The sequence below is a fragment of the Lysinibacillus sp. DFXJR4 genome (assembly GCF_057196045.1).
In genome coordinates, this window is the sequence record NZ_JBXUNW010000001.1 from 1,228,640 (window position 1) to 1,249,883 (window position 21,244).

26 protein-coding genes are annotated in these 21,244 nt (G+C 37.8%); 25 read left to right on the plus strand and 1 reads right to left on the minus strand.

The annotated features are described in order from the left end of the window. The 21 genes from AC2CGN_RS06200 to AC2CGN_RS06300 all read left to right on the plus strand — a co-directional run bounded on the left by AC2CGN_RS06200 (position 1) and on the right by AC2CGN_RS06300 (position 16,362). On the plus strand, positions 1–1,485 hold the full coding sequence (locus AC2CGN_RS06200) for an aldehyde dehydrogenase family protein (protein WP_429986689.1): 1,485 nt from the start codon (positions 1–3) through the stop codon (positions 1,483–1,485). A gap of 247 nt (positions 1,486–1,732) precedes the next feature. Continuing rightward, positions 1,733–2,524: a DeoR/GlpR family DNA-binding transcription regulator gene (locus AC2CGN_RS06205; RefSeq protein WP_283872052.1), complete on the plus strand. Its 792-nt coding sequence runs from the start codon at positions 1,733–1,735 to the stop codon at positions 2,522–2,524. A 13-nt stretch (positions 2,525–2,537) separates the two neighbouring features. Next, positions 2,538–3,803 (plus strand): class-III pyridoxal-phosphate-dependent aminotransferase, encoded by a 1,266-nt coding sequence (locus AC2CGN_RS06210; RefSeq protein ID WP_429981418.1) that lies wholly within the window; start codon positions 2,538–2,540, stop codon positions 3,801–3,803. A 43-nt stretch (positions 3,804–3,846) separates the two neighbouring features. Next, positions 3,847–4,860, plus strand: coding sequence for a phosphotransferase enzyme family protein (locus AC2CGN_RS06215; RefSeq protein WP_484512724.1), 1,014 nt, complete (start codon positions 3,847–3,849; stop codon positions 4,858–4,860). A 31-nt stretch (positions 4,861–4,891) separates the two neighbouring features. Beyond that, positions 4,892–6,298, plus strand: a complete 1,407-nt coding sequence (eat, locus tag AC2CGN_RS06220; RefSeq protein ID WP_484512726.1) for an ethanolamine permease — start codon at positions 4,892–4,894, stop codon at positions 6,296–6,298. Between the two features lie 21 nt (positions 6,299–6,319). Continuing rightward, positions 6,320–7,063 carry an HAD family hydrolase gene (locus AC2CGN_RS06225; protein WP_286924906.1) on the plus strand — a complete coding sequence of 248 codons (744 nt, stop codon included), beginning with the start codon at positions 6,320–6,322 and terminating at the stop codon, positions 7,061–7,063. 4 nt (positions 7,064–7,067) lie between these two features. Then, the gene (locus AC2CGN_RS06230) at positions 7,068–7,373 is read left to right on the plus strand and encodes a hypothetical protein (RefSeq protein WP_484512729.1); all 306 of its coding nucleotides are present in this window, start codon (positions 7,068–7,070) and stop codon (positions 7,371–7,373) included. A 15-nt stretch (positions 7,374–7,388) separates the two neighbouring features. Further along, positions 7,389–8,876, plus strand: coding sequence for an aldehyde dehydrogenase family protein (locus tag AC2CGN_RS06235; RefSeq protein ID WP_484512731.1), 1,488 nt, complete (start codon positions 7,389–7,391; stop codon positions 8,874–8,876). A 14-nt stretch (positions 8,877–8,890) separates the two neighbouring features. Next, complete coding sequence (locus AC2CGN_RS06240; RefSeq protein WP_053995836.1) at positions 8,891–9,172, plus strand: BMC domain-containing protein; 282 nt, start codon at positions 8,891–8,893, stop codon at positions 9,170–9,172. 17 nt (positions 9,173–9,189) lie between these two features. Next, positions 9,190–9,804: a phosphate propanoyltransferase gene (gene pduL / locus AC2CGN_RS06245; RefSeq protein ID WP_429990428.1), complete on the plus strand. Its 615-nt coding sequence runs from the start codon at positions 9,190–9,192 to the stop codon at positions 9,802–9,804. A 5-nt stretch (positions 9,805–9,809) separates the two neighbouring features. Further along, positions 9,810–10,418, plus strand: a complete 609-nt coding sequence (locus AC2CGN_RS06250; RefSeq protein WP_286924902.1) for a hypothetical protein — start codon at positions 9,810–9,812, stop codon at positions 10,416–10,418. 15 nt (positions 10,419–10,433) lie between these two features. Beyond that, complete coding sequence (locus AC2CGN_RS06255; RefSeq protein WP_429985098.1) at positions 10,434–10,721, plus strand: BMC domain-containing protein; 288 nt, start codon at positions 10,434–10,436, stop codon at positions 10,719–10,721. A gap of 33 nt (positions 10,722–10,754) precedes the next feature. Beyond that, a complete protein-coding gene (gene fabG, locus AC2CGN_RS06260; RefSeq protein ID WP_429981423.1) occupies positions 10,755–11,525 on the plus strand; it encodes a 3-oxoacyl-ACP reductase FabG in 771 nt (256 codons plus the stop codon). A gap of 21 nt (positions 11,526–11,546) precedes the next feature. Continuing rightward, positions 11,547–11,825 (plus strand): BMC domain-containing protein, encoded by a 279-nt coding sequence (locus tag AC2CGN_RS06265; protein ID WP_054771699.1) that lies wholly within the window; start codon positions 11,547–11,549, stop codon positions 11,823–11,825. Between the two features lie 15 nt (positions 11,826–11,840). Continuing rightward, positions 11,841–12,698 (plus strand): phosphate propanoyltransferase, encoded by an 858-nt coding sequence (locus tag AC2CGN_RS06270; protein ID WP_484512735.1) that lies wholly within the window; start codon positions 11,841–11,843, stop codon positions 12,696–12,698. A 6-nt stretch (positions 12,699–12,704) separates the two neighbouring features. Beyond that, complete coding sequence (locus tag AC2CGN_RS06275; protein WP_054771700.1) at positions 12,705–12,974, plus strand: EutN/CcmL family microcompartment protein; 270 nt, start codon at positions 12,705–12,707, stop codon at positions 12,972–12,974. Between the two features lie 10 nt (positions 12,975–12,984). Continuing rightward, complete coding sequence (locus AC2CGN_RS06280; RefSeq protein ID WP_484513177.1) at positions 12,985–13,377, plus strand: BMC domain-containing protein; 393 nt, start codon at positions 12,985–12,987, stop codon at positions 13,375–13,377. A gap of 49 nt (positions 13,378–13,426) precedes the next feature. Continuing rightward, a complete protein-coding gene (gene mdh / locus AC2CGN_RS06285) occupies positions 13,427–14,365 on the plus strand; it encodes a malate dehydrogenase (RefSeq protein ID WP_484512737.1) in 939 nt (312 codons plus the stop codon). Between the two features lie 451 nt (positions 14,366–14,816). Next, on the plus strand, positions 14,817–15,413 hold the full coding sequence (locus AC2CGN_RS06290; protein ID WP_429981426.1) for a DJ-1/PfpI family protein: 597 nt from the start codon (positions 14,817–14,819) through the stop codon (positions 15,411–15,413). A gap of 110 nt (positions 15,414–15,523) precedes the next feature. Further along, positions 15,524–16,069: a GNAT family N-acetyltransferase gene (locus tag AC2CGN_RS06295; protein ID WP_429987087.1), complete on the plus strand. Its 546-nt coding sequence runs from the start codon at positions 15,524–15,526 to the stop codon at positions 16,067–16,069. A gap of 47 nt (positions 16,070–16,116) precedes the next feature. Then, complete coding sequence (locus AC2CGN_RS06300; protein ID WP_484512739.1) at positions 16,117–16,362, plus strand: cold-shock protein; 246 nt, start codon at positions 16,117–16,119, stop codon at positions 16,360–16,362. A 408-nt stretch (positions 16,363–16,770) separates the two neighbouring features. Here AC2CGN_RS06300 and AC2CGN_RS06305 read toward each other — a convergent pair whose 3' ends face one another. After that, positions 16,771–17,664: a DUF3221 domain-containing protein gene (locus tag AC2CGN_RS06305; RefSeq protein WP_484512741.1), complete on the minus strand. Its 894-nt coding sequence runs from the start codon at positions 17,662–17,664 to the stop codon at positions 16,771–16,773. 394 nt (positions 17,665–18,058) lie between these two features. Here AC2CGN_RS06305 and AC2CGN_RS06310 point away from each other — a divergent pair, with 394 nt between their 5' ends. Genes AC2CGN_RS06310 through AC2CGN_RS06325 form a run of 4 tightly spaced genes read left to right on the plus strand, consistent with a single transcriptional unit; the run spans position 18,059 to position 21,140 of the window. Further along, entirely contained in the window at positions 18,059–18,448 is a 390-nt protein-coding gene (locus AC2CGN_RS06310; protein ID WP_429985103.1) for a GntR family transcriptional regulator, read from the plus strand. Next, complete coding sequence (locus AC2CGN_RS06315) at positions 18,445–19,134, plus strand: ABC transporter ATP-binding protein (RefSeq protein WP_429985104.1); 690 nt, start codon at positions 18,445–18,447, stop codon at positions 19,132–19,134. Before AC2CGN_RS06310 ends, AC2CGN_RS06315 begins: the two co-directional genes overlap by 4 nt. After that, complete coding sequence (locus tag AC2CGN_RS06320; protein ID WP_429987090.1) at positions 19,131–19,952, plus strand: hypothetical protein; 822 nt, start codon at positions 19,131–19,133, stop codon at positions 19,950–19,952. Before AC2CGN_RS06315 ends, AC2CGN_RS06320 begins: the two co-directional genes overlap by 4 nt. Positions 19,953–19,967: 15 nt before the next feature. Beyond that, positions 19,968–21,140, plus strand: a complete 1,173-nt coding sequence (locus AC2CGN_RS06325; RefSeq protein ID WP_484512744.1) for a hypothetical protein — start codon at positions 19,968–19,970, stop codon at positions 21,138–21,140. The last annotated feature ends 104 nt before the right edge of the window (positions 21,141–21,244 follow it).

The window sequence follows — 21,244 nt, forward strand, 5'->3', positions numbered from 1 at the left end:
ATGAAATTACCACAAGCAATTGAATTATTACCTAAGGTGCAAGCTTTTTTAGAGGAAACAAAGGGCTTATATATTAATGGAGAATTCATTCAATCAAAAGCCGGGAAAACCTTCGATACCATAAATCCTTCTACTGGAGATAAAATAACGGATGTATATGAAGCACATGCGGAGGATATAGATGCAGCAGTGGAAGCAGCCAGAGATGCTTTTGATCATGGACCATGGTCAAAGATGGATGCTGCTCAAAGAGCCTTATTGATGCTAAAACTAGCGGATTTAATGGAAGAGCATAAAATGGAAATCGCTCAAATTGATGCCTTGGATAATGGTAAGCCGATTAATGAGGTTTTGGGAAATGATATTCCTAATGCTGTTGAGCAATTTAGATACTTTGCGGGCTGGGCAACCAAAAATATGGGACAAGTTCTGCCTGTAGCGGGTAATTTCCTAAATTATACAAGGCATGAGCCAGTAGGTGTAGTAGGGCAGATTATCCCTTGGAATTTTCCGTTTATGATGGTTTCTTGGAAAATTGCCCCAGCATTAGCAACTGGATGTACCGTTGTCCTTAAGCCTGCGGAACAAACACCACTGTCTGCACTTTATTTTGCTCAATTAGTGTCTGAGGCAGGCTTTCCGCCAGGTGTTATTAATATCGTACCTGGCTTTGGTCCAATTGCTGGAGAGGCGCTAGTGATACATGAGAAAGTCGATAAAATTGCATTTACTGGCTCTACAGATGTAGGAAAGGGCATAATGAAAAAAGCAGCTGACACAATGAAACGAGTGACATTAGAGCTTGGAGGAAAGTCTCCTAATATTATTTTGCAGGATGCTGATTTAAGTACAGCAATTCCAGGTGTTCTTTCGGGTATAATGGCCAATCAAGGTGAAGTTTGTAGTGCGGGTTCGAGAGTATTTGTTCATCGTAGCCAGTCCGAGGAGATCATTAAACAAATGGTGAGCTATGCTTCAAAAATTCAACAGGGTCATGCTTTAAATTTTGCTACACAAATGGGAGCACTTGTTTCGGAAAAACAGCTAAATCGTGTTAAAAACTATATTGAAATAGGTGTCGAAGAGGGAGCAACATTAGCATGTGGTGGTAAATCCACTGATAATGGCTATTTTATGGAGCCTACTATTTTTACAAATGTTTCTGATACGATGACAATTGCACAAGAAGAAATCTTTGGACCTGTTGTTGTTGTGCTAGAATATGATAGTTTGGATGAATTAGTAGAAAGAGCAAATAAGTCGAATTTTGGGCTAGCAGCAGGCATTTGGACACAGAATTTAAAAAACGCACATTCATTAGCTGCAAAATTAAATGCGGGTTCAGTATGGGTGAATTGTTATAATATGACAGACCCTGCTTCTCCATTTGGAGGATATAAGCAATCAGGCATCGGCAGGGAAATGGGCTCGTATGCTTTACAAAATTACACGGAAGTGAAGAGTGTTTGGATTAATTTGGATTGATGTTGTATTTTAATGAAACTAAACAAGTTCCCTAGTTATCATAAAACTACTAGGGAACTATATTTTTGTAGAAAAATATAGTATTAAGGAGAAAAAATACACGAAATTTAGATAAACTTAATATTTATAGTATTGACAATTATCTAACTATTCTATAAAATTCAAAACAAATCCACATAAATACAGAATATGAATGTTGGTTTTGTGGATTTTGTTGGATTCTACTATGTGTTTGGAGTGATTGTGTATGTCCCTTTCGTTTGAGGAACGCAAAAAAGTAATTTTAGATATATTAGATTTAGAAGGCAAAGTGAAGGTAAGTGATGCCGAACAACTATTAAACGTATCAGGTGAGACTATACGTAGAGATATGGACCGATTGGAGAAGGAAGGGCTCCTGCACAAAGTTTATGGAGGTGCCGTGAAAGCTAAAGAAAAGTATGAACGGACATTTGAACAGAAAACTTCACTCAACAACTTAGAGAAAAGAATGATATGTAAGGCTGCAGCGAGTATTGTGGAGGATGGAGACGTTATTTTTATTGGTCATGGTACAACAGCCTATGAAATCGTTCGTTATTTAAGTGATAAACCAAATGTAATAGTGGTAACAAACTCTCTCCCGGTTCTTTCATTAGCAGCAGAATGCTTTCAAGGCAAAGTGCTTTTTGCAGGAGGTGAGTATGAGCATCGACAAAAATTTATGGGTGGTCCTTTAGCTGATTTGTTTTTTAATCAATTAAAGGCAAATAAAGCCTTCGTAGCTGCAGGCGGAATTTCTTTAAATGAGGGCATTACAGATTATGATATTACTGGAGCTGCTATTTCAAAGAAATTAATAGAACGAGCTGAAAATACGATTATTTTAGCAGATCACACGAAATTTGGAGTCTCCACATTCGCACATATTTGTCATTTGGAAGATGTTGCTATGGTGATTACAGATCAAAAAAGCTCTACGCAATGGCAAGAACGCTTGGCCCAAAAAAAGGTTGAACTATTAATAGCAGGTGAAATTTTGGAGGATGTCAACGTATAGGAAGGTGGAAAACATGGATTATTTTGCGAATAAACAAGCAACCTTACAAAAATCAATTGACTGGTGGAATCCAGGGAAAACCAAACAATGGCAAGTAGATGGCGTTGATGTCGTCATCGGAAAAAGAGAAGGCTATTACTTTTATGATGTAGATGGCAAAAAATTAATGAATGCCCATTTAAATGGTGGAACCTATAATTTAGGCCATCGTAATCCAGAAGTTATCGCAGCATTAATTGAAGGAACAAATTATTTTGATATTGGTAATCATCATTTTCCTTCAACAGCTCGTGCCCAATTAGCTGAAAAATTAGCAGCCTGCACACCAGAAGGCTTAAAATATACGATTTTTTCAAGTGGTGGAAGTGAAGCGATTGATGTTGCCTTAAAATGCGCTCGCTATGCCACAAAACGTAAAAAAACCATTTCGATTAAAAATGGCTATCATGGACATAGTGGTTTAGCCGTGTCATTAGGGAATGAACGTTACTCTAAGCCATTTTTAAGTGAAGGCGATCCAAGTGAATTTGTACATGTGCCGTTTAATGATTTACCGGCGATGGAGCGAGAGCTGTCCAAAGGGGATGTAGCGAGCGTTATAATCGAAACAATTCCGGCAACATATGGTTTCCCTTTACCGAATGCCAATTATCTATCAGGGGTAAAGGCCTTGTGTGAGCGCTACGGTGCACTATATATTGCAGACGAAGTGCAAACTGGATTAATGAGAACAGGGAAGCTATGGGGTATTGATCATTATGGTGTGAAGCCGGATATACTAGTAACAGCCAAAGGTTTAAGTGGAGGTATTTACCCAATTGCAGCAACCGTTGTAAATGAACGAGCTGGCGGTTGGATGGAGGAGGATGGACTAGCCCATATTTCTACTTTCGGTGGTGCTGAGCTTGGATGTGTTGTTGCCATGAAGGTATTAGAAATTTCCCAACGACCAGAAGTAGTTAAAAATGTGGAATATGTCGCACGTTATTTACGTTCAGGCTTAGAGCGTATCCAACAGCAATATCCGGATTTCTTTGTTGGCATTCGTCAATTAGGAGTTGTCATGGGGCTAGAGTTTAATCATCCTGAAGGGGCAAAGCATGTAATGAGCTCCCTGTACAAGCACGGGGTGTGGGCAATTTATTCAATGCTCGATACACGAGTTCTTCAATTTAAACCAGGTTTATTATGCGATAAAGCATACTGTGATGAGTTACTTGAAAAATGTGAAGCAGGTATTAAAGAGGCTGCACAGCTTGTAAAGTTTGCACGTTATTGAAGGGGTAGAAAGATTGGCGATTTGTAAACAAGGGGGTTTTCAAATGGGACAAATGGATTTCTTAGATTTAGAAGCAGTACTATCTAATTTTCATCAAGCTGCGCATGATGCCTTGAAGGAATTCAGCTGTTTAGCAGGCGCATCTTGTAAAATGATTGATTATTCCGAAAACTCTACGTATTTAGTAGAGGATGGTCAAGGTAAAAAGTATATTTTGAGAATTAGTCGACCAAATTATCATAAAAAAGAAGAGATAGAAGCGGAGATTGCTTGGTTAAACTCATTACACGAGCAATCTCCCATCGATGTATCATTACCAATTCGAGCAGATGACGGTGACTACGTACATGCTCATAAATTAAATGACATCATCTATTATAGCACGTTATTTACATTTTTGGAGGGAAATGCACCGGATGAAAATAACGAAGAAGATTTAATTCAACAATTTGAAACATTAGGAACAATTACCGCGATGTTCCATAAACATACAATTGAGCAGCATGAGTATTATAAAGACTTTAAACGAATGACGTGGGATTATGACACGATTGTAGGAAGCTCACCGAAATGGGCTAGGTGGCAGGATGGCCTTGGTATGACACCGTCACGATTAGCTTTATATGAAGAAGCATCTCTTATTATTAAAAAGAAGTTAGAAGCGTTTGGTAAAAGTAAGGCAAGATTTGGACTAATACACTCAGATCTACGTCTAGCCAATTTATTAATTTGTGGAGATGAAATAAAGGTTATCGATTTTGATGATTGTGGCTTTGGTTGGTTTTTATATGATTTAGCCACGTCAGTAAGCTTTATAGAGCATATGCCTTACCTAGATGATTTAATTGCTTCTTGGTTAAAAGGCTATAGTAAAATAAGAACCTTAACGGATGAAGAAATTGAAATGATTCCAACTTTTATTTTAATGAGAAGACTACAGCTTATTTCTTGGATAGGTAGCCGCGATAATGAAACAACAAGATTACTAGGTGAAAACTATACAATGCAGAGTGATGCTTTAGTGAATGCATATTTGGAAAAAAGTAGAGTACTGTAACATCTAAATATGAGAAAAGGTGGCGAATGATATGTCTTCTAAAAAGGGTGAAATAATTGTATTAAAGAAAGCCCTTACACCGATTCATTTATGGACAATTGGTGTTGGGATTGTTATTTCAGGAAATTATTTTGGTTGGAATTTTGGATTAAGTCAATCTGGCTACTTAGGGATGCTAATCGCTACACTCTTCATGGCTATTATGTATTTAACGATGACCTTAGGAATCTCAGAATTATCGACGATGTTACCGTATGCAGGTGGCCCATACTCTTTTGCTAGACGTGCAATGGGAAGATATATTGGCTTTATTACAGGGATTGGAGTTGTGCTTCAATATGTGATTGCTGCACCGATTATTGCCATTGGTATAGGTGGCTATATAAGCTTTTTATTCCCATCCGTTCCGACAGTAGTAGCAGCAGCTTTCATGTATGCCCTCTTTATGGGTGTCCATATTATCGGTATAAAGGAATATGCAACAATTGAAATGGTGCTCGTCTTTATAGCACTTGGATTATTAGTATTAATGTATTTTGTTGGATTACCACAAATTAATATGGCTCATTTATTCCCTGAAAATGGTGATTTAATACCTGGTGGATTTAAAGGGGTTTGGTCTGCCTTGCCATATGCTATGTGGTTATTTTTAGCCATTGAGATGCTACCAATGCTATCTGAGGAGACGAGAGATGTACAAAAGGACATGCCAAAGGGCTTAATCTCCGGAATGATTACGTTATTAGTGTTGTCCGTTTTAACGACAACTGTGGCAATAGGTCTTGCTGGTATAGATGTTATGACTGTTGCGGAAGATCCACTTCCAGCAGCAATTGCAGCGGCGTTTGGTAATACGTACTGGCTAGCTCAAATTTTAGCTTCTGTAGGATTAGTAGGATTAATTGCTAGTTTCTCAGGTGTTATCTTAGCTTATTCACGTCAAGTTTACGCATTATCTCGAGCAGGTTATTTACCAAGCATTTTAGCAAAGATGCATAAAAAGCGTCAGACACCTTATATGGCGATTATTTTACCAGGCTTTATCGGCTTAGCGCTTGTTATCCTATTCAATCCTGATGATCTCATTTTAATTTCTACATTCGGGGCATTAGTGTCTTATATTACGATGAATTTATCAGTGTTGATTTTACGTAAAAAAGAGCCAAATCTTGTAAGAACATTTAAAACACCCTTATATCCATTTACACCAATTGTTTCTCTTGTGCTAGCAGTTATTGCTATCTTTGCAAGCTTCTTTGCCAATTTTACATTTTTCATCGTGTCGTTAGCTGTTTTTGCTGTTGCAAGTATCTATTATTGGATTTGGGCTCGTCATCAAATTAATGAGGATGCTCCAGAAGAACGTTTTGCTAAAGAAGCGACTACTTCGTATGAAAGTCAGATTACTTCAGCGCCCATTGAAGCGATTAGAGAATAGAGTAAAAGGATGTGTCCTCCAATGAATCAAGTAGAATGGATTATTTTTGATAAGGATGGAACCATTATTGAAATGGATTCCTTATGGATAGCATGGGCCACAAATTTTTACCTCAATTTAACTGAAAATTCGGATTTTGAAGTTGGTTTTACATTACAGGAGTTTTTAAAAAATATAGGTGTAAAAGACAATGGTCGCTCCATTGATCCAACAAGTCCATTAGCCATTGGAAGTATACAAGAAGCAGAAACGATTGTTGCCTATTTACTTTATCAAGAAGGTATAGCATGGAGTAAGGGTGTGACAATGGCGAGAGCTGCAGCAAGTTTAGCTACTACTAAACAAGAGCATGTAACTGTAAAAGAACTACCAGGTATTCGACGGCTATTAATGGCTTTAAAAAATAATGGGATAAAATTAGGCGTTATCACGGCTGATTTAACTGCTCGAGCGGAGAACCATCTTAAACAGCTAGGTATTCTAGAGCAATTTGAATTTGTTTTAGGAAGTGATCAAGCAGTTTATAGTAAGCCATTTCCAGATTTAGCTTATGTAGCAAGGGAACGCTATCATGTGCCACTTGAACGGACAGTGATGATTGGTGATTCAAATGCTGACATGCTTTTTGCTAAAAATGCTGGTATGCAATTTTCCATCGGCATTATCCCAAAAGAAGTTTACCCAAAAGACTATTTACCAGATGCTACAAAAATCATTGAATCCTATGATGAATCATTAGTAGCTATGTTTGTAAAAAAGGAGTGATTATATGGACCATCAATTGATTGCAAAAATTACTGAGTTAGTATTGGAGAAAATTTCACAAACGTCTCAATCGGATGGTAGCTATCAAGGTCTAACACAAGGCGAGCTGCAGGAATGGCAGTCATTTCATCCGATGAATCCAAGCATAAGCATGTCTCAACAGCCTGTCGTTGCTGCTAGTGTTTACGAGGCTTTAACTGCGCAGGAGTTGCAAAATTGGGATAGCTTACATCAGCAGCAAGCATTTGTTGTCTCTAAATCAGCACCATCCCAGACAGACGACTTAATCGCCATTAAAAAGTTTTCATGATGGGAGGATGGTCGAATGATAAAGGATCAAGATTTACTATCGATTCAAGAAGCAAGAGATGCTGTTATGGCAGCATCTAGTGCCCAAAAAAAGTTTTCAAGCTTTTCGCAAGAACAGGTGGATCGAATTATAGAAGCAATCGCTCTGGCAGCCTTTGAGCAAGCAGAGAATTTGGCCATATTAGCTGTTACAGAAACACAGATGGGTGTCATTGAGCATAAGAAAATAAAAAATGAGCTCGCTACAAAAGGAGTCTATGAATCGATACGTAATGAAAAAACAATCGGTATTATACAGGAGGATTCAGTAGCACAGCAGGTAGAAATTGCTTATCCATATGGGGTTATTGCAGCGGTGTCGCCTGTTACAAATCCAACTGCTACGGCGATTTATAAAACACTAATTGCCCTGAAGGCTCAAAATGCAATTGTCTTTAGTCCCCATCCAACAGCCGTCAACTGTACGATTGAGGCATTAAAAATATGTCAACAGGCAGCTGTTCGTGCAGGTGCTCCAGAGGGCTTGATTCAATGGATTGCCCATCCCACATTAAAGGGAACAGAGGCATTAATGCAACATAAAGACGTACAGTTAATTTTGGCGACTGGAGGATCAGGGCTAGTGAAGGCTGCCTATAGCTCAGGTAAACCTGCATATGGTGTTGGACCAGGAAATGTCCCTGCGTATATAGATCGCACGGCAAATATAGCTCGTGCTGTCCAGCAAATTATGGATAGTAAGTCATTTGATAATTCTACTATCTGCGCAACGGAGCAGGCGATTGTGGTTCATCAGGATGTAAAGGATCAAGTAATGATAGCCTTAGCCAACAATGGAGCTGTGCTACTAAAAGGAGCGGATAAGGAAAAATTAGCAAAGGTTATTTCTCCTGTCCCGCGTACACTGAATAGCAAAATTGTTGGCAAACCAGCTACAGTCATCGCCAAAATGGCAAATATTAATGTCCCTTCATCTACAAGAGTATTAGTGACTGAGGAGCATCTAATTGGCAAGGAGTATCCATTTTCTATGGAAAAGCTATCACCGATATTAGGAATTTATACTGCCAATTCTCATGAGGATGCAGTATCCATTTGTCAACAGTTATTAGATGTTGGTGGTAGGGGGCATAGTTTAGCTATCCATGCTCAAGACGAGCGCTTTGTTAAAGAGTTTGCTGCACAAATGCCAGTGTCTAGAATTTTAGTCAATACATTGGCGTCTGTTGGTGCTGCTGGTGGCACTACAAGCTTAATGCCTTCCTTTACCTTAGGCTGTGGGGCATACGGAGGAAATATTACAAGTGATAATATTTCAGCCCGTCACTTAATCAATAAAAAACGAGTTGCTTATGGCATCAAGGAACTTTCGATTCCAAAGCCACAACACCCGAAAAATATACAAGATACATCTCCTTCATTTCAAGTAAATGAAGAAGCACAATGGAATGCAACCATGATTCAAAAAATAGTTGAAGAAATCGTCACGAAATTAAGTGTCTAGAGGAGGAATTTTAAATGAGTGTGGAAATTAATGGAGCATTAGGAATGATTGAAACTAGAGGGTTAATTGGATCTATTGAAGCAGCAGATGCCATGGTGAAAGCTGCAAATGTTAATATTGTTGGTAAAGTACATGTTGGTGGAGGCATTGTAACGGTTTTAGTAACGGGAGATGTAGGAGCGGTTAAAGCTGCTACAGATGCAGGCTCTGAGGCTGCACGTCGTGTGGGCGAATTATTATCCGTGCATGTGATTCCACGTCCTCATTCAGAGCTATTAGCCATTTTACCGAAATAAGAATTGGAGGTGTTTGAATGTCAAACCATCAAACGCTTGTGTCTAATTCTGTAGCTGGAGCAATCCCCATTGCAGTATCAGCTCGTCATTGCCATGTCAGTGAAGAGGATTTCTTTCATTTATTTGGCGCAAATGCTCAACTAAAGGTGTGGAAGGAGCTTTCACAGCCAGGCCAATTTGCTGCAGAGCAAGTTATTACTATTAAAGGTCCTAGAGGCCAAATTGACAAAGTTCGGGTATTAGGACCGTTCCGTCAGGAAACACAGATCGAAATCAGCCAAACAGATGCAATTAAGCTAGGTGTTTCCCCACCTATTCGAATGTCAGGTGATTTAGAAAATTCTTCACCGATTATATTGATAGGGACACATGGAATATTGCATAAAGAGAACGGGCTAATTATTGCACAGGCTCACATTCATATGTCCGAAACAGAGGCAGCTACATTTAATGTAGCGGATCAAGACATTGTGAAGGTAGAAATTACAAATGAGGTTCGCCAAATCCAAATTATGAATGTAGTTGTACGTGTGTCACCAAATTTCAGGCTAGAGATGCATATTGATACAGATGAGGCCAATGCAGCATCTATCACTACAAATCAAACCGGAAAGCTCATGAAAATGGGGTGACACAAATGGATATGCAAGCGTTACAACGACTTATTCAAGAAGTGGTCTCTACCATTGTGAACACAAATAAAAGAGTATTGATTGTTCATCCCCAGACAACAATCTCAAATAGGCAGGTTGAAACATTAAAAAGCTATTTTCAAGTAGAGGAGTGGCAAGCGGATACCCCATCCCAAATGTTTCATGACGCAACAGTTTTTCTTGAAGTTGATCAGTCTTTCATTGTCAGCAGTGCACAAGGATTGCCCCATTCCCCGGCATCCTTGTTCCTGACTGAATTACTTCTGAAAGATGAGCCAGCTATTTTAGTCCCCAATGAAAAAATGTCTGTTGTTTTTACTACGAATGAACCAAATGCTTACATGAAAATGCTTCTACAGCATATGAAAAGCTTACAGGAATTCGGCTGTGAGTTTCAGTTATTCTCACAGCTAATTCCTTCTATCAAGGATAAAGAAAATCTCAATCATTACGATATCCAAGCAGATTTTATTACAGAGGAAATGATTAGGTCGTACAAAGGGCAGCAGTTGAAACTTCCATTTCATACAAAGATCACACCACTTGCCCTTGATCTGATTCATGAGAAAGGCATTCGCATTCTAAGAAACTAGCAGGAGTGTTGTTACATGACAAAATCGATTGGTATTGTGGAAACGAGAGGTCTTGCCATTTCTATTCAAATCGCAGACGCCATGTTAAAAGGAGCAGCTATTAGATTGCTTCGACAAGAAACAATTGATTTAGCACTTGTAACAATTGCTATTGAAGGTGATACGGAGGCAATTCGGGAAGCAATTGAAATTGGTACGAAAATGGCCAAAGCTGCTAACCAGTGGATTGCCTCTACTACTATTTTACGCCCTGAAGATGCTGTTAACGGTTTAGTGATGGAAATTGCTAGAAAACCGACTTAATCGCACAATCATTTGAAAAGGTGGGAGATGGATTTGAAAGTAGATTTATCTGGTAAGGTTGTTATTGTTACTGGCGGAAGTAAAGGAATTGGTAAAGGCATTGCGACAGTGTTTGCTAAGCAGGGTGCTCATGTCGTTATTGCTGCAAGAGGCTTAGAGCATGCGACAAAATTAGCAACTGAGCTACAAATGTTGGGCTACTCTGCTTCTGGGGCAGCCGTTGATGTAGAAAGCTATGAATCTGTGAAAAACATGGCACAAGAGGTTGCTAGTAAATATGGGGCCATCGATATTTTATGCTCAAATGCTGGTATTTTTCCATCTGTCAAGCTAGAGGATATGAGCACAGACCAATGGGACCATGTGTTGAATGTTAACGCGAGAGGAACAATGTTTGCTGTGAAAGCATGTGTTCCTTATTTAAAGAATGCGGATTATGGAAGAGTCATTATTACTTCCTCCATTACAGGTCCAGTAACAGGATATGCAGGGTGGACACACTATGCAGCAAGCAAAGCAGCACAGCTTGGTTTTATGCGGACTGCAGCACTTGAATTAGCACACTATAATATTACCGTTAATGCAGTTCTTCCAGGCAATATTGCAACAGAAGGATTAGATGGTCTTGGAGAGGAATATTTGCAGAAGATGGCAAAGGCTATTCCATTCGGTGGATTGGGCAGTGTTGAGGATATTGCCTATGCAGCACTATTCCTCAGCAGCAAAGAAGCAGGTTTTATTACAGGACAATCCATTATTATTGATGGTGGACAAACATTACCAGAAGATGCTGAAGCATTTTAAAAACGTAGGGGGAATTGAAGGATGAATAATTTTGGTGCATTAGGAATGATTGAAACAAAAGGGCTAGTCGGCTCCATTGAGGCGGCAGATGCTATGGTAAAGGCTGCAAATGTCAATATCATTGGTAAGGTACATGTAGGTGGGGGGATTGTCACAGTCCTTGTACGTGGAGATGTAGGAGCAGTAAAAGCAGCAACTGATGCAGGGGCAGCAGCCGCACAGCGAGTAGGAGAACTGTTGTCTGTTCATGTGATTCCACGCCCACATGCAGAGTTAGAAGCGATTTTACCTTTGACTTAGAAGTGAGGTGGAATGATGAATCAACAAGCAATAGAGCAAATTGTGAATGAGGTCATTGCTGAATTACTGCAAACAAAGCAGGAAGCGCCGATTACACAATACGACATTCCTATCGGTATTTCAGCGAGACATATCCATTTGAAACAGGAGCATGTAGAGCATCTCTTTGGGAAGGGAGAGCAATTAACAGCAAAAAAGATGCTGTCCCAACCAGGGCAGTTCGCAGCTAATGAAACATTAATGGTTGTTGGTCCAAAGGGCAGTATTTCAAAGGTCCGTGTTTTAGGCCCTGCTCGTTCTTTAACACAGGTTGAAGTTAGCCATACAGATGCTATTGCATTAGGCATTCAGCCACCAATAAGAGAATCAGGCAATATTGCAGGATCAGCAAGCTGCACGTTAGTTGGCCCGAAAGGTAGTTTATATTTACATGAGGGTGTTATTATTGCCCAGGCACACATCCATATGTCACCAGAGGAAGCAAACGGGTTAAACGTTTTTGATGGAGAGTATGTTTCCATTAAAACGCAAGGTATCCGACCTGTGACATTTCATCATGTGAAAATACGAGTTTCAGAGCGCTATCGTTTAGAGATGCATATTGATACAGATGAAGCAAATGCTGGCTTCCTAAAATCCGGAGCAACAGGTACTTTAGTGAAAGAAAATATGGAAGAGCTTACGTATAATTCCTCCCAAAAAGCAACTATCGTGCAGGCAAATGAAATTAATGAAAGAATAATTACTGAAAAGGATTTATTAGCCTTTCAGGGACAAACAATTATCGTTCCTCAATTTACGAGATTCACTGCACTCGCTATGGAAGCGGTGGTAACTTTAGGGATTACTATACAGTATAAAGATGAAGGATGATGATGCATGCGTATAGGTACAGTCGTAGGGAATATTTGGGCAACACGTAAAGAAGAAGGGCTTCAGGGATTGAAATTACTTATTATTCAACCCAAAAAAACGGATGGACAACTTGGAGATGAGCAAATCGTTGCGGCAGATCGAATTGGCGCGGGTGTTGGTGATGATGTGATTTTAACGATGGGCAGTGCTGCTGTTCGAAGCTTTTCAAAAGAAACAATTTGTCCGATTGATGCCATTATTGTAGGCATAATTGATGCAACAGAGGGATCGTGAGGTGAAAGCAATGAAGGAAGCGATTGGTATGATTGAAACATATGGTATGGTCGGCTCTATTGAGGCAGCAGACGCAATGCTAAAGGCCTCGAATGTCCAATTAGTCAAACATGAATTAATAGATGGTGGGATTGTGACTGTTATTGTTGAGGGAGATGTTGGAGCTGTGCAGGCAGCTGTTGAAGCAGGAAAAGCAGCAGTTGCTCGCGTTGGCACATTGTTAAGTGCACATGTGATTCCAAGGGCAGCAGACGATGTTTTTACAACAATCATTGATCATCCCCAAGCAAAACCAAAAGTAGAAAAAAACGTGGAAAGAGTACAGAAAACATCCTCCCGCAGTAAAGCTCAAGTAAAAGAAAATGCCCAAAATTCTTCTACAGATGTTCAAAGTGAAAAATAAAATAGATTCTGTATCTATATCATAATGCATCACTGAAGGAGTGATGATAATGGTATTTAAAAGGCCAAAGATCGCCATTGTTGGTGCTGGTCATACAGGTGCCACTGTAGCTTTAATGGTTGCTCAAAAAGAAATCGGAGATATCACTCTAGTCGATATTCCAGATTTAGAAAAACCAGCTAAGGGGAAGGCGCTAGATATTTTACAAACAGGCCCAATAGAAAAGTTTAATGTGCATATTGCAGGTACAGCACAATATGAGGAAATTGCCCATGCAGATATTGTTGTCATAACAGCAGGTATTGCTAGAAAACCTGGAATGACTCGAGAGGATTTGATTACAACAAATGCTTCGATTATTCGTTCTGTAAGCGAAAATGTAAAGCGCTTTGCCCCAAACAGCTATGTCATTGTGCTGAGTAACCCTGTCGATGCCATGACCTATGTTTGTCTAGAAACAACTGGCTTTTCCAAGAATCGTGTTATGGGGCAATCAGGCATTTTAGATACAGCTCGCTTTAATACATTTATTGCAGAGGCACTTCAGCTAGCAGTAGAGGACGTGTCGAGCTTTGTTTTGGGAGGGCATGGAGATGAGATGGTGCCACTTGTGCGCTATACGTATGTCGGTGGAATCCCGCTCGAAAAAATGCTGCCAAAAGCACAAATCCAACAATTAGTGGAACGGACACGGAAAGGTGGCGGCGAAATTGTGGAGCTTCTTGGCAATGGTAGTGCCTATTACGCGCCAGCAGCATCAATTGTCCAAATGATAGAAGCCATCATCAAGGATAAACGAAAAGTGATGCCCGTTATCGCTTATTTACAGGGTGAATACCATGTAACCGATGCTTGTATTGGTGTACCAGTTGTTCTTGGTGGGAATGGGATAGAAAGTGTTATTGAATTACACTTAAACGAAGAGGAGCATCAGGCATTCAGCAAGTCTGTTCAGGCTGTCAAACATACCTTAAACTATATTAAATGAATCATTTACCATCTAATAAGGAAGGTGTATTAGATGGTTTTTTACATACTTAGCGAAAGCAGCTTAACATTAACACAATGTTAGATTGCTTTCGTTTTTCATAATTTTCTTTCAATAAATGAAAGATTTCTGTACAATTAGTAGGTTAAAGTCGGAAGCTTAAAACAAAGGAAGTTTCCATTAGTCATTGTTAGTAGCCAAGTCTCTTATTTGAGGTAGAAAAAAGTGCTTGAAAATATTGATGCTTGAGAAATTCCAGCCAAGTGGGGATTTTTTAACCAGCATTACCATTCAAATGGGGGGATTGTATGTTTGACAAGCTAGGTTGGAGCTTTATTAATTAGAGGATAATGAAATTCAAAAAACATCATGGGATTCATTTATCGAACAGAATTAGCGCAATTTTTCTGTAAAATAAACTAAGATAAAAATTAAAAAAGGGGAATTGCATATGAATAAAAGACAGTGGAGAGTAGGGATTTTTTTATTTGATGATGTAGAGGTTTTAGATTTTGCTGGGCCATTTGAAGTCTTTTCTGTCACAGAAATAGAAAATGATCAGCAGCCATTTGTCGTAGAAACAGTATCAGAGAAAGGGAACTTAGTAATTGCTACTAATGGGTTAAAGATACAGCCTGATTACAGTTTTGATAATGTTCCTAAATTTGATATTTTAATTTTACCTGGTGGTCTAGGTGCAAGAGAACGAGAAATGTATAATGATAATGTAATAAACTGGATTACAAATCAAATGAAAACGGTGCAACTCATGACCTCTGTATGTACGGGTGCTTTACTATTAGCAAAGGCTGGTTTACTTAATGGTAAAATGGCGACGACTCATTGGGCAAGTCTTGAAAGGTTAAAGATAGAATTTCCACATGTCGAAGTACAACGGGAAGTTAAATTTGTAGATGAAGGCAATATAATCACATCTGGTGGAATTTCAGCAGGTATCAATATGTCATTTCATATTGTGAAAAGATTACTAGGATCTGAAGTTGCTCAGAATACTGCTAAAATTATGGAATACGAAATTATTATTTAAATCATAAAATGGCCATCAAATTAAAAAGCGTCACGAATCGATTTGACAACAACGGTTTGTCACTACCCAGCTAATGAACTTTAAAAACTGATAAAAGTGAGGATTCAATGATGCTTATCAAACAACAGGAATTTTATATAAATGGTCTTCGTTACATGATTAGATCCGCTACTATCCCAGATGCACAAGCATTATCAGACCTAAGATTACAATTAGATGGAGAAACGGAAAATTTTGATCGCGAGCAGGGTGAAGCTTTTATCGATAAATCTGGATTTGAGCAGATGATTCGTAAAGATACAGAAAGCCCAAGCAATATATGTTTAGTAGCTGTTGTCGATAACCGGATTATCGGATTTTCAAGATGCGAGGGATCAGCATTAAAAAGATTGGCGCATAAAGTGGAATTTGGTGTAGGGGTAATAAAGGAATTTTGGGGCTATGGCATCGGTAAGAACCTTTTACAAGTATCGATCGATTGGGCAGATGCCAACAATATAAAAAAAATAGCCTTACAAGTTTTAGAGACAAATGACAAAGCAAGGAGACTCTATGAAAAACTTGGCTTTACTGTAGAAGGTATTTTAAAAAATGATAAACGCCTTTCTGATGGCAAATATTATCATACTTTGATTATGGGTAGATGGAAGGTCTAAAACCTTATGAGCTATTCTGAAAATAAACAAGAAGGAAGTGTGCTAATTTGAAACGAGAGGGGATTGTAGAATGGTATAAAGAAGAGGAGGGCTATGGACGGATTCTTCTTGAAGGCAAAGAAGGAGTACATGTTTTTGTTCATTTTAGTTCTATTCTTGTGGATAAAGATCGATTTCCTGATGATTTTAGATACCTTCGTCAGAAGCAAAAAGTCACCTTTGATTTAATTGAAACGTCCATGACAGGTGATCAGAAGTATGTAGCTGAAAATGTGATGATAATTTCTGACTAAAGCTTAATTACCCTGTGTAATGGGTGATGAAATTTTAAATGAACTAAAACATCTTACATAACATAGAATAAATAAAATGTTATAAAAGGATGATGCTTACATGTCAGCAAGGATTTCCAAAGCACAAAATGGCTCCCTTTCTAGGGGAGGAGGTACATCTGAAGGTTGGGATGATATTGATCGTTGGGAAAATGACGGGGGCAGAAGTCTTGATACATGATGAATATTTTTGAATCGAATGAGACTGGGGTAAAAACAAAAAAATGTTAGACCAAGATACAATTGGTCTAACATTTTTTTGATTCATGAAGAAACTCTTAACTTAATGAAGTAAAAATTTATTATCCATTTTCGATATTTTTCATAAAAATCGAAGTTATGTCCAGCCGCTTTAAAATGTAATGAGAATTACTTAAATTGAATTGTATCCATATAAGTCGCTGTTCCTTGTTCGAACTGAACTTTTACATGCATATAATACGTGCCTATTGGATATGTGCCATCTTCATTTATAATCTTTTCAACCTTGTTCATTTGCTCATCCAAAAACACAATTTCACTGTGAAGTATATCCAAGTCATTAGTCATCAGTTTTACTTTTTCTGGTTTCTGAAGGGGAATAGCTTCATTAAAGGATGCTTGTATATTCGACAGAGGTGTTTCGTGTTCTTTTTGCTTTTTTTCTCCTGTTTTAATGTCAGTGTATGTCCAACTATATTGCTGGAGGTATAAGGAGAGTTGTTCTTCTTCGTTTATTGCAAATGCTAGTTGAGGAGGTTGTTCATAGATGGGTTGTCCAAGCGCGATAGGCTTTTGATCCTGAATAACCATCCCGACAAGTGTATCATTACCTGCAATATCAATTTTATAATGCAGGGTCCATATGTTCTTTTTAGCATCAAACTTTATATTGGTGAAAATTGGGGTGTACTCAAGATTTTCTGCTACTTTAGAGAGGACCTCATTTGTAGATAGTGTACTATTTAAGTTTGATGGTACAATTTCAATTTTATCTGTACTTGTTTGACCTGGATAAGATTCATTAATTGCCCTAGCCCATACTTTTACATAGTCACCCACGGCTAATTTCTTGGTTGTGGAAACCCATAATGCATTCACAAACTGTGGATTCGAATTATTTAAATAGATCGGCTCATTACTGACAACTAAGTATCTACCATCTTCTGCTGCTGTTATATATCCTTCCATAGTAGCAGAGCTTCGTTTGTTTTTGGTACCATTTGCTGTGCCGCAACTAGCTAAAATAAGGATTATCATACATACTAATATTATTTTTTTCAAAGCGATTCCTCCTATTTTTGAATTAGACGCTTTCCTTTCTGATAGGTTACTCTAGTTTTATCATCAAGTTGAGCATTCATGGCACATCGAACAAAGGACAAGCATGATAGGATTTTTCTCTAAAAATTCAGTTTTAAAGAAGACATTGTAAATTTTATTTAATAATTCCCATAATTTTGGTTGACATAAAACGTGTATTAAGCCTATAATACATTCGAAGTGTATTATGGGCTTAATACGTTTTTGAGATGGTGTATTAGGTGATTAATACAGATAGTTCGGTGCTAAAGTTATATGATTTAGTGCATAGTTGAACCAATGCATTGCCTCTCATTTTGCGTATTGTGTATTAAGTGATTAATACACGACATATTATTGCAAGGAGTTGAATTAATTGACTGTAAAGTTTAATAATCGAGATCCGGTTTATGTACAGGTTATCCGGCATTTTAAAGAGCAAATTGCCAAGGGATTCTTTGAACCTGGTCAGGAAGTTCCTTCAAGAAGGGAACTAGCTAATCAGCTGAAGATTAACCCAAATACTGCACAAAGGGCTTATAAGGAAATGGAGGAACAAGGATTGATTTTTACTGAGGGAAATATGCCAAGCTGTATTACGAAAGATGAAGGGGTCCTTAAAAATGTCCGTGAAGAATTAATTATCGAAGCCGTTGACTTATTTTTAGGTTCTATAAAAGCCATCAATGTGCCGTTATCTGAAGTGTTGAAACTAGTTGAGAAAAAGTATGTGGCTGAAAGTGGGGAAACGGAGGAATCAATATGATCGAAGTGAAAAATGTCCATAAAAAATACGGCAGGAAACAAGTGTTAAAAGATATTTCCTTTACTGCTAAAAAGGGTGAAATTACTTGCTTAATTGGGATAAATGGAGTAGGAAAGACGACAATCATGAAGGCTATTATGGCACTCACACCGATTAATAGCGGTGAAATTTTAATAGATGGGGAAAAAATTCGGAAGGACAGTTTTGAAAAAATAACTTTTATTCCGGATACAATCGCGACGCTGCCACAAATGAGGATTGATGAGGCTTTTACGTTCATGGCGGATTTTTATAAAAGTTGGAACCCACAAAGGGCGGAGGAGCTGTTGCAATTTTTTAAACTAGACCCAACTGAAAAAATTGCTAATTTATCAAAGGGGAGTACGGCTAAAGTCAATATGCTGTTAGGCTTAGCGCTAGATGTGGATTACTTACTGATGGATGAACCATTCTCTGGTATTGATATGTTCTCACGGGAACAGATTGCCGAAGTGTTTACAAGCCATTTAATTGAAGAACGTGGTGTGATTCTCACAACCCATGAAATCAGTGATATTGAACACTTAATTGATAAAGCCGTACTTATTGATAATGGTGAAGTAATAATGGAATTTAGCGTGGAGGAAGTGCGTGAGAATGAAGGAAAATCAGTTGTTGATGTAATGCGGGAGGTGTATCGAGGATGAAAAATTATTTAAAGCTTGTAAACTTTGAAATAAGCCGATTTTTCAAATTGTATTTAATTCTAATAGGGTTGACAATAGTCTGTCAGTTAATTGGAGTAATTAGAGTCTCAAAAGGATATATGGATCTAGCTGAAAAGGTGATGGATAAAAATCAACTATCAGTGAGCCGATTTATTGAGCAATATGGAACTTTTTCTGTCCAACGTTTTGTTTATTCTGAATGGTTTTTGATGTCAATTTATATTGGTATCGCTATGTTAATAATTTATGTTTTTTTAATTTGGTATCGAGATTGGCTCGGAAAAAACTCTTTCATTTACAGATTATTGATGTTGCCAACTGAAAGAATTACTATTTATTTCGCTAAACTGACGGCAATTATGCTTTTGCTTCTTGGTCTAATTACCTTACAACGATTATTAGTACTAATCGAAATACAAATTGTAAATAGTATTGTACCAGCAGATTTCCGAACATATAGTTATGGGATTAGTAATATAGATATATTTGTCTTACTGTATCCTAACACATTTACTGAATTTATCCTGATTTATGGAATTGGGCTAATCTTCGTAGCAGTACTATTCACGGCTATATTATTTGAGCGGAGTTACCGTTTAAAGGGTATTTTCTTTGCAATCGTTTATGGAGTGCTTTCATTAGGTGTCTTTTTTGCACCTTTATTATTGAATGGTTTTTACCCACGCTATTTTTATCCACTTGAAATCATATTAATGGGGATTGTAACAAGCTTCATTGTTTTAGGTAGTACCATTTGGATCGCGAATCACTTGCTTAAACATAAAATAATGGTCTAATGGGAGGGAATGACAATGAAAAAATATTGGAGAACGATCGTAATTAGCTTAGTAATCGTGGCAACAATTAGTACTTTCTATATCCAAGGAGCAATGTCTTCTAAAAACGATGTAACCTTTAAATTTAAAACGACTAGTGGAAATAAGGAAGAAATTGAAAATCTTGTGCTTCAGGCAAGCTATAAGAATGGTGATATTTATCATCCGTTATACATATCAAAGGATGGTTCAACTAATCCGAGAAGCCGGTTTATTATTGAAGATTTAATAGCTGATCCTGTACCTATGGAGTTTGAAAAATATATTCAAGATTATCGCAAGTTCATGCGCGGAAAAGTATTTGACCCGAGTAACTACTTTGAAGATGATGCTTGTTTGATTTACACAGATTTTTCGGTTAAAAATAGACAAGTGTTAACACTTCAAATCGATATTCTTGACAAGCAGACAAACGATAGTACATCATTTGAAATTACTACCCCAACCCAAGCAAATATTAGCTGGATACAGGTGAATGATGTCTTTGTGAAAAATGGGGAAATAAAGATACTAGTAACGAGCTATCTCTATAACGATGAAGAGGAATTACACGTATATACGGTAAATGAAAACAAAAAGGAATTAGAAGATGATTCAATCATTGCAAAATCAGAGCCAGGCATGTCCAGCATCCGCATATATAATGATTCCAATAAAATTCAAAATGAGCATTATTACTTATACAAGGTAGATAAATATAAAAATAAAAGTGAAGTTGCTGAGTCTGAAATTATTTCTAGCCAAGCGAACCTTCACAACAACCTCAATAATGAAGTGGAAGAAATAGATATTGCTGACAAATTAAAATCGGCGATGAACTCGATGATTCTTCATGGAGGAGAGGTATTCATTCCTGTTCATTCAGCCAACGGTTTAGAGTTGAATCGTTATAATATTAAAAAGAAACAATGGGGAGAGCCTTTACACTTTAACTATCCAACTAAGGCTAATAATGAAGAAGAACCTTTTTTACAGCTTACAGGTAGTAAACTTTATTTAGTGAATCGTATTTCTGACGGTTATTCGTTATTTATCGGAGATTTACGTACAGGGAAATCATTGTATGAAGGTAAAATCATCGATGAAAACAGAGAAAATCTTAATAAAGATTACTCGCTTACTATCGATCAAATATATAGTATCTATTAAAGCTATTCGAGGTTGTTCAATTAAGCGAATCACGTAGGTAGCTAATTGGCTGAAATGAATTCAATAGTGGTTCATTCCAGCCAATTTTTAGTTCTTTGGTTATT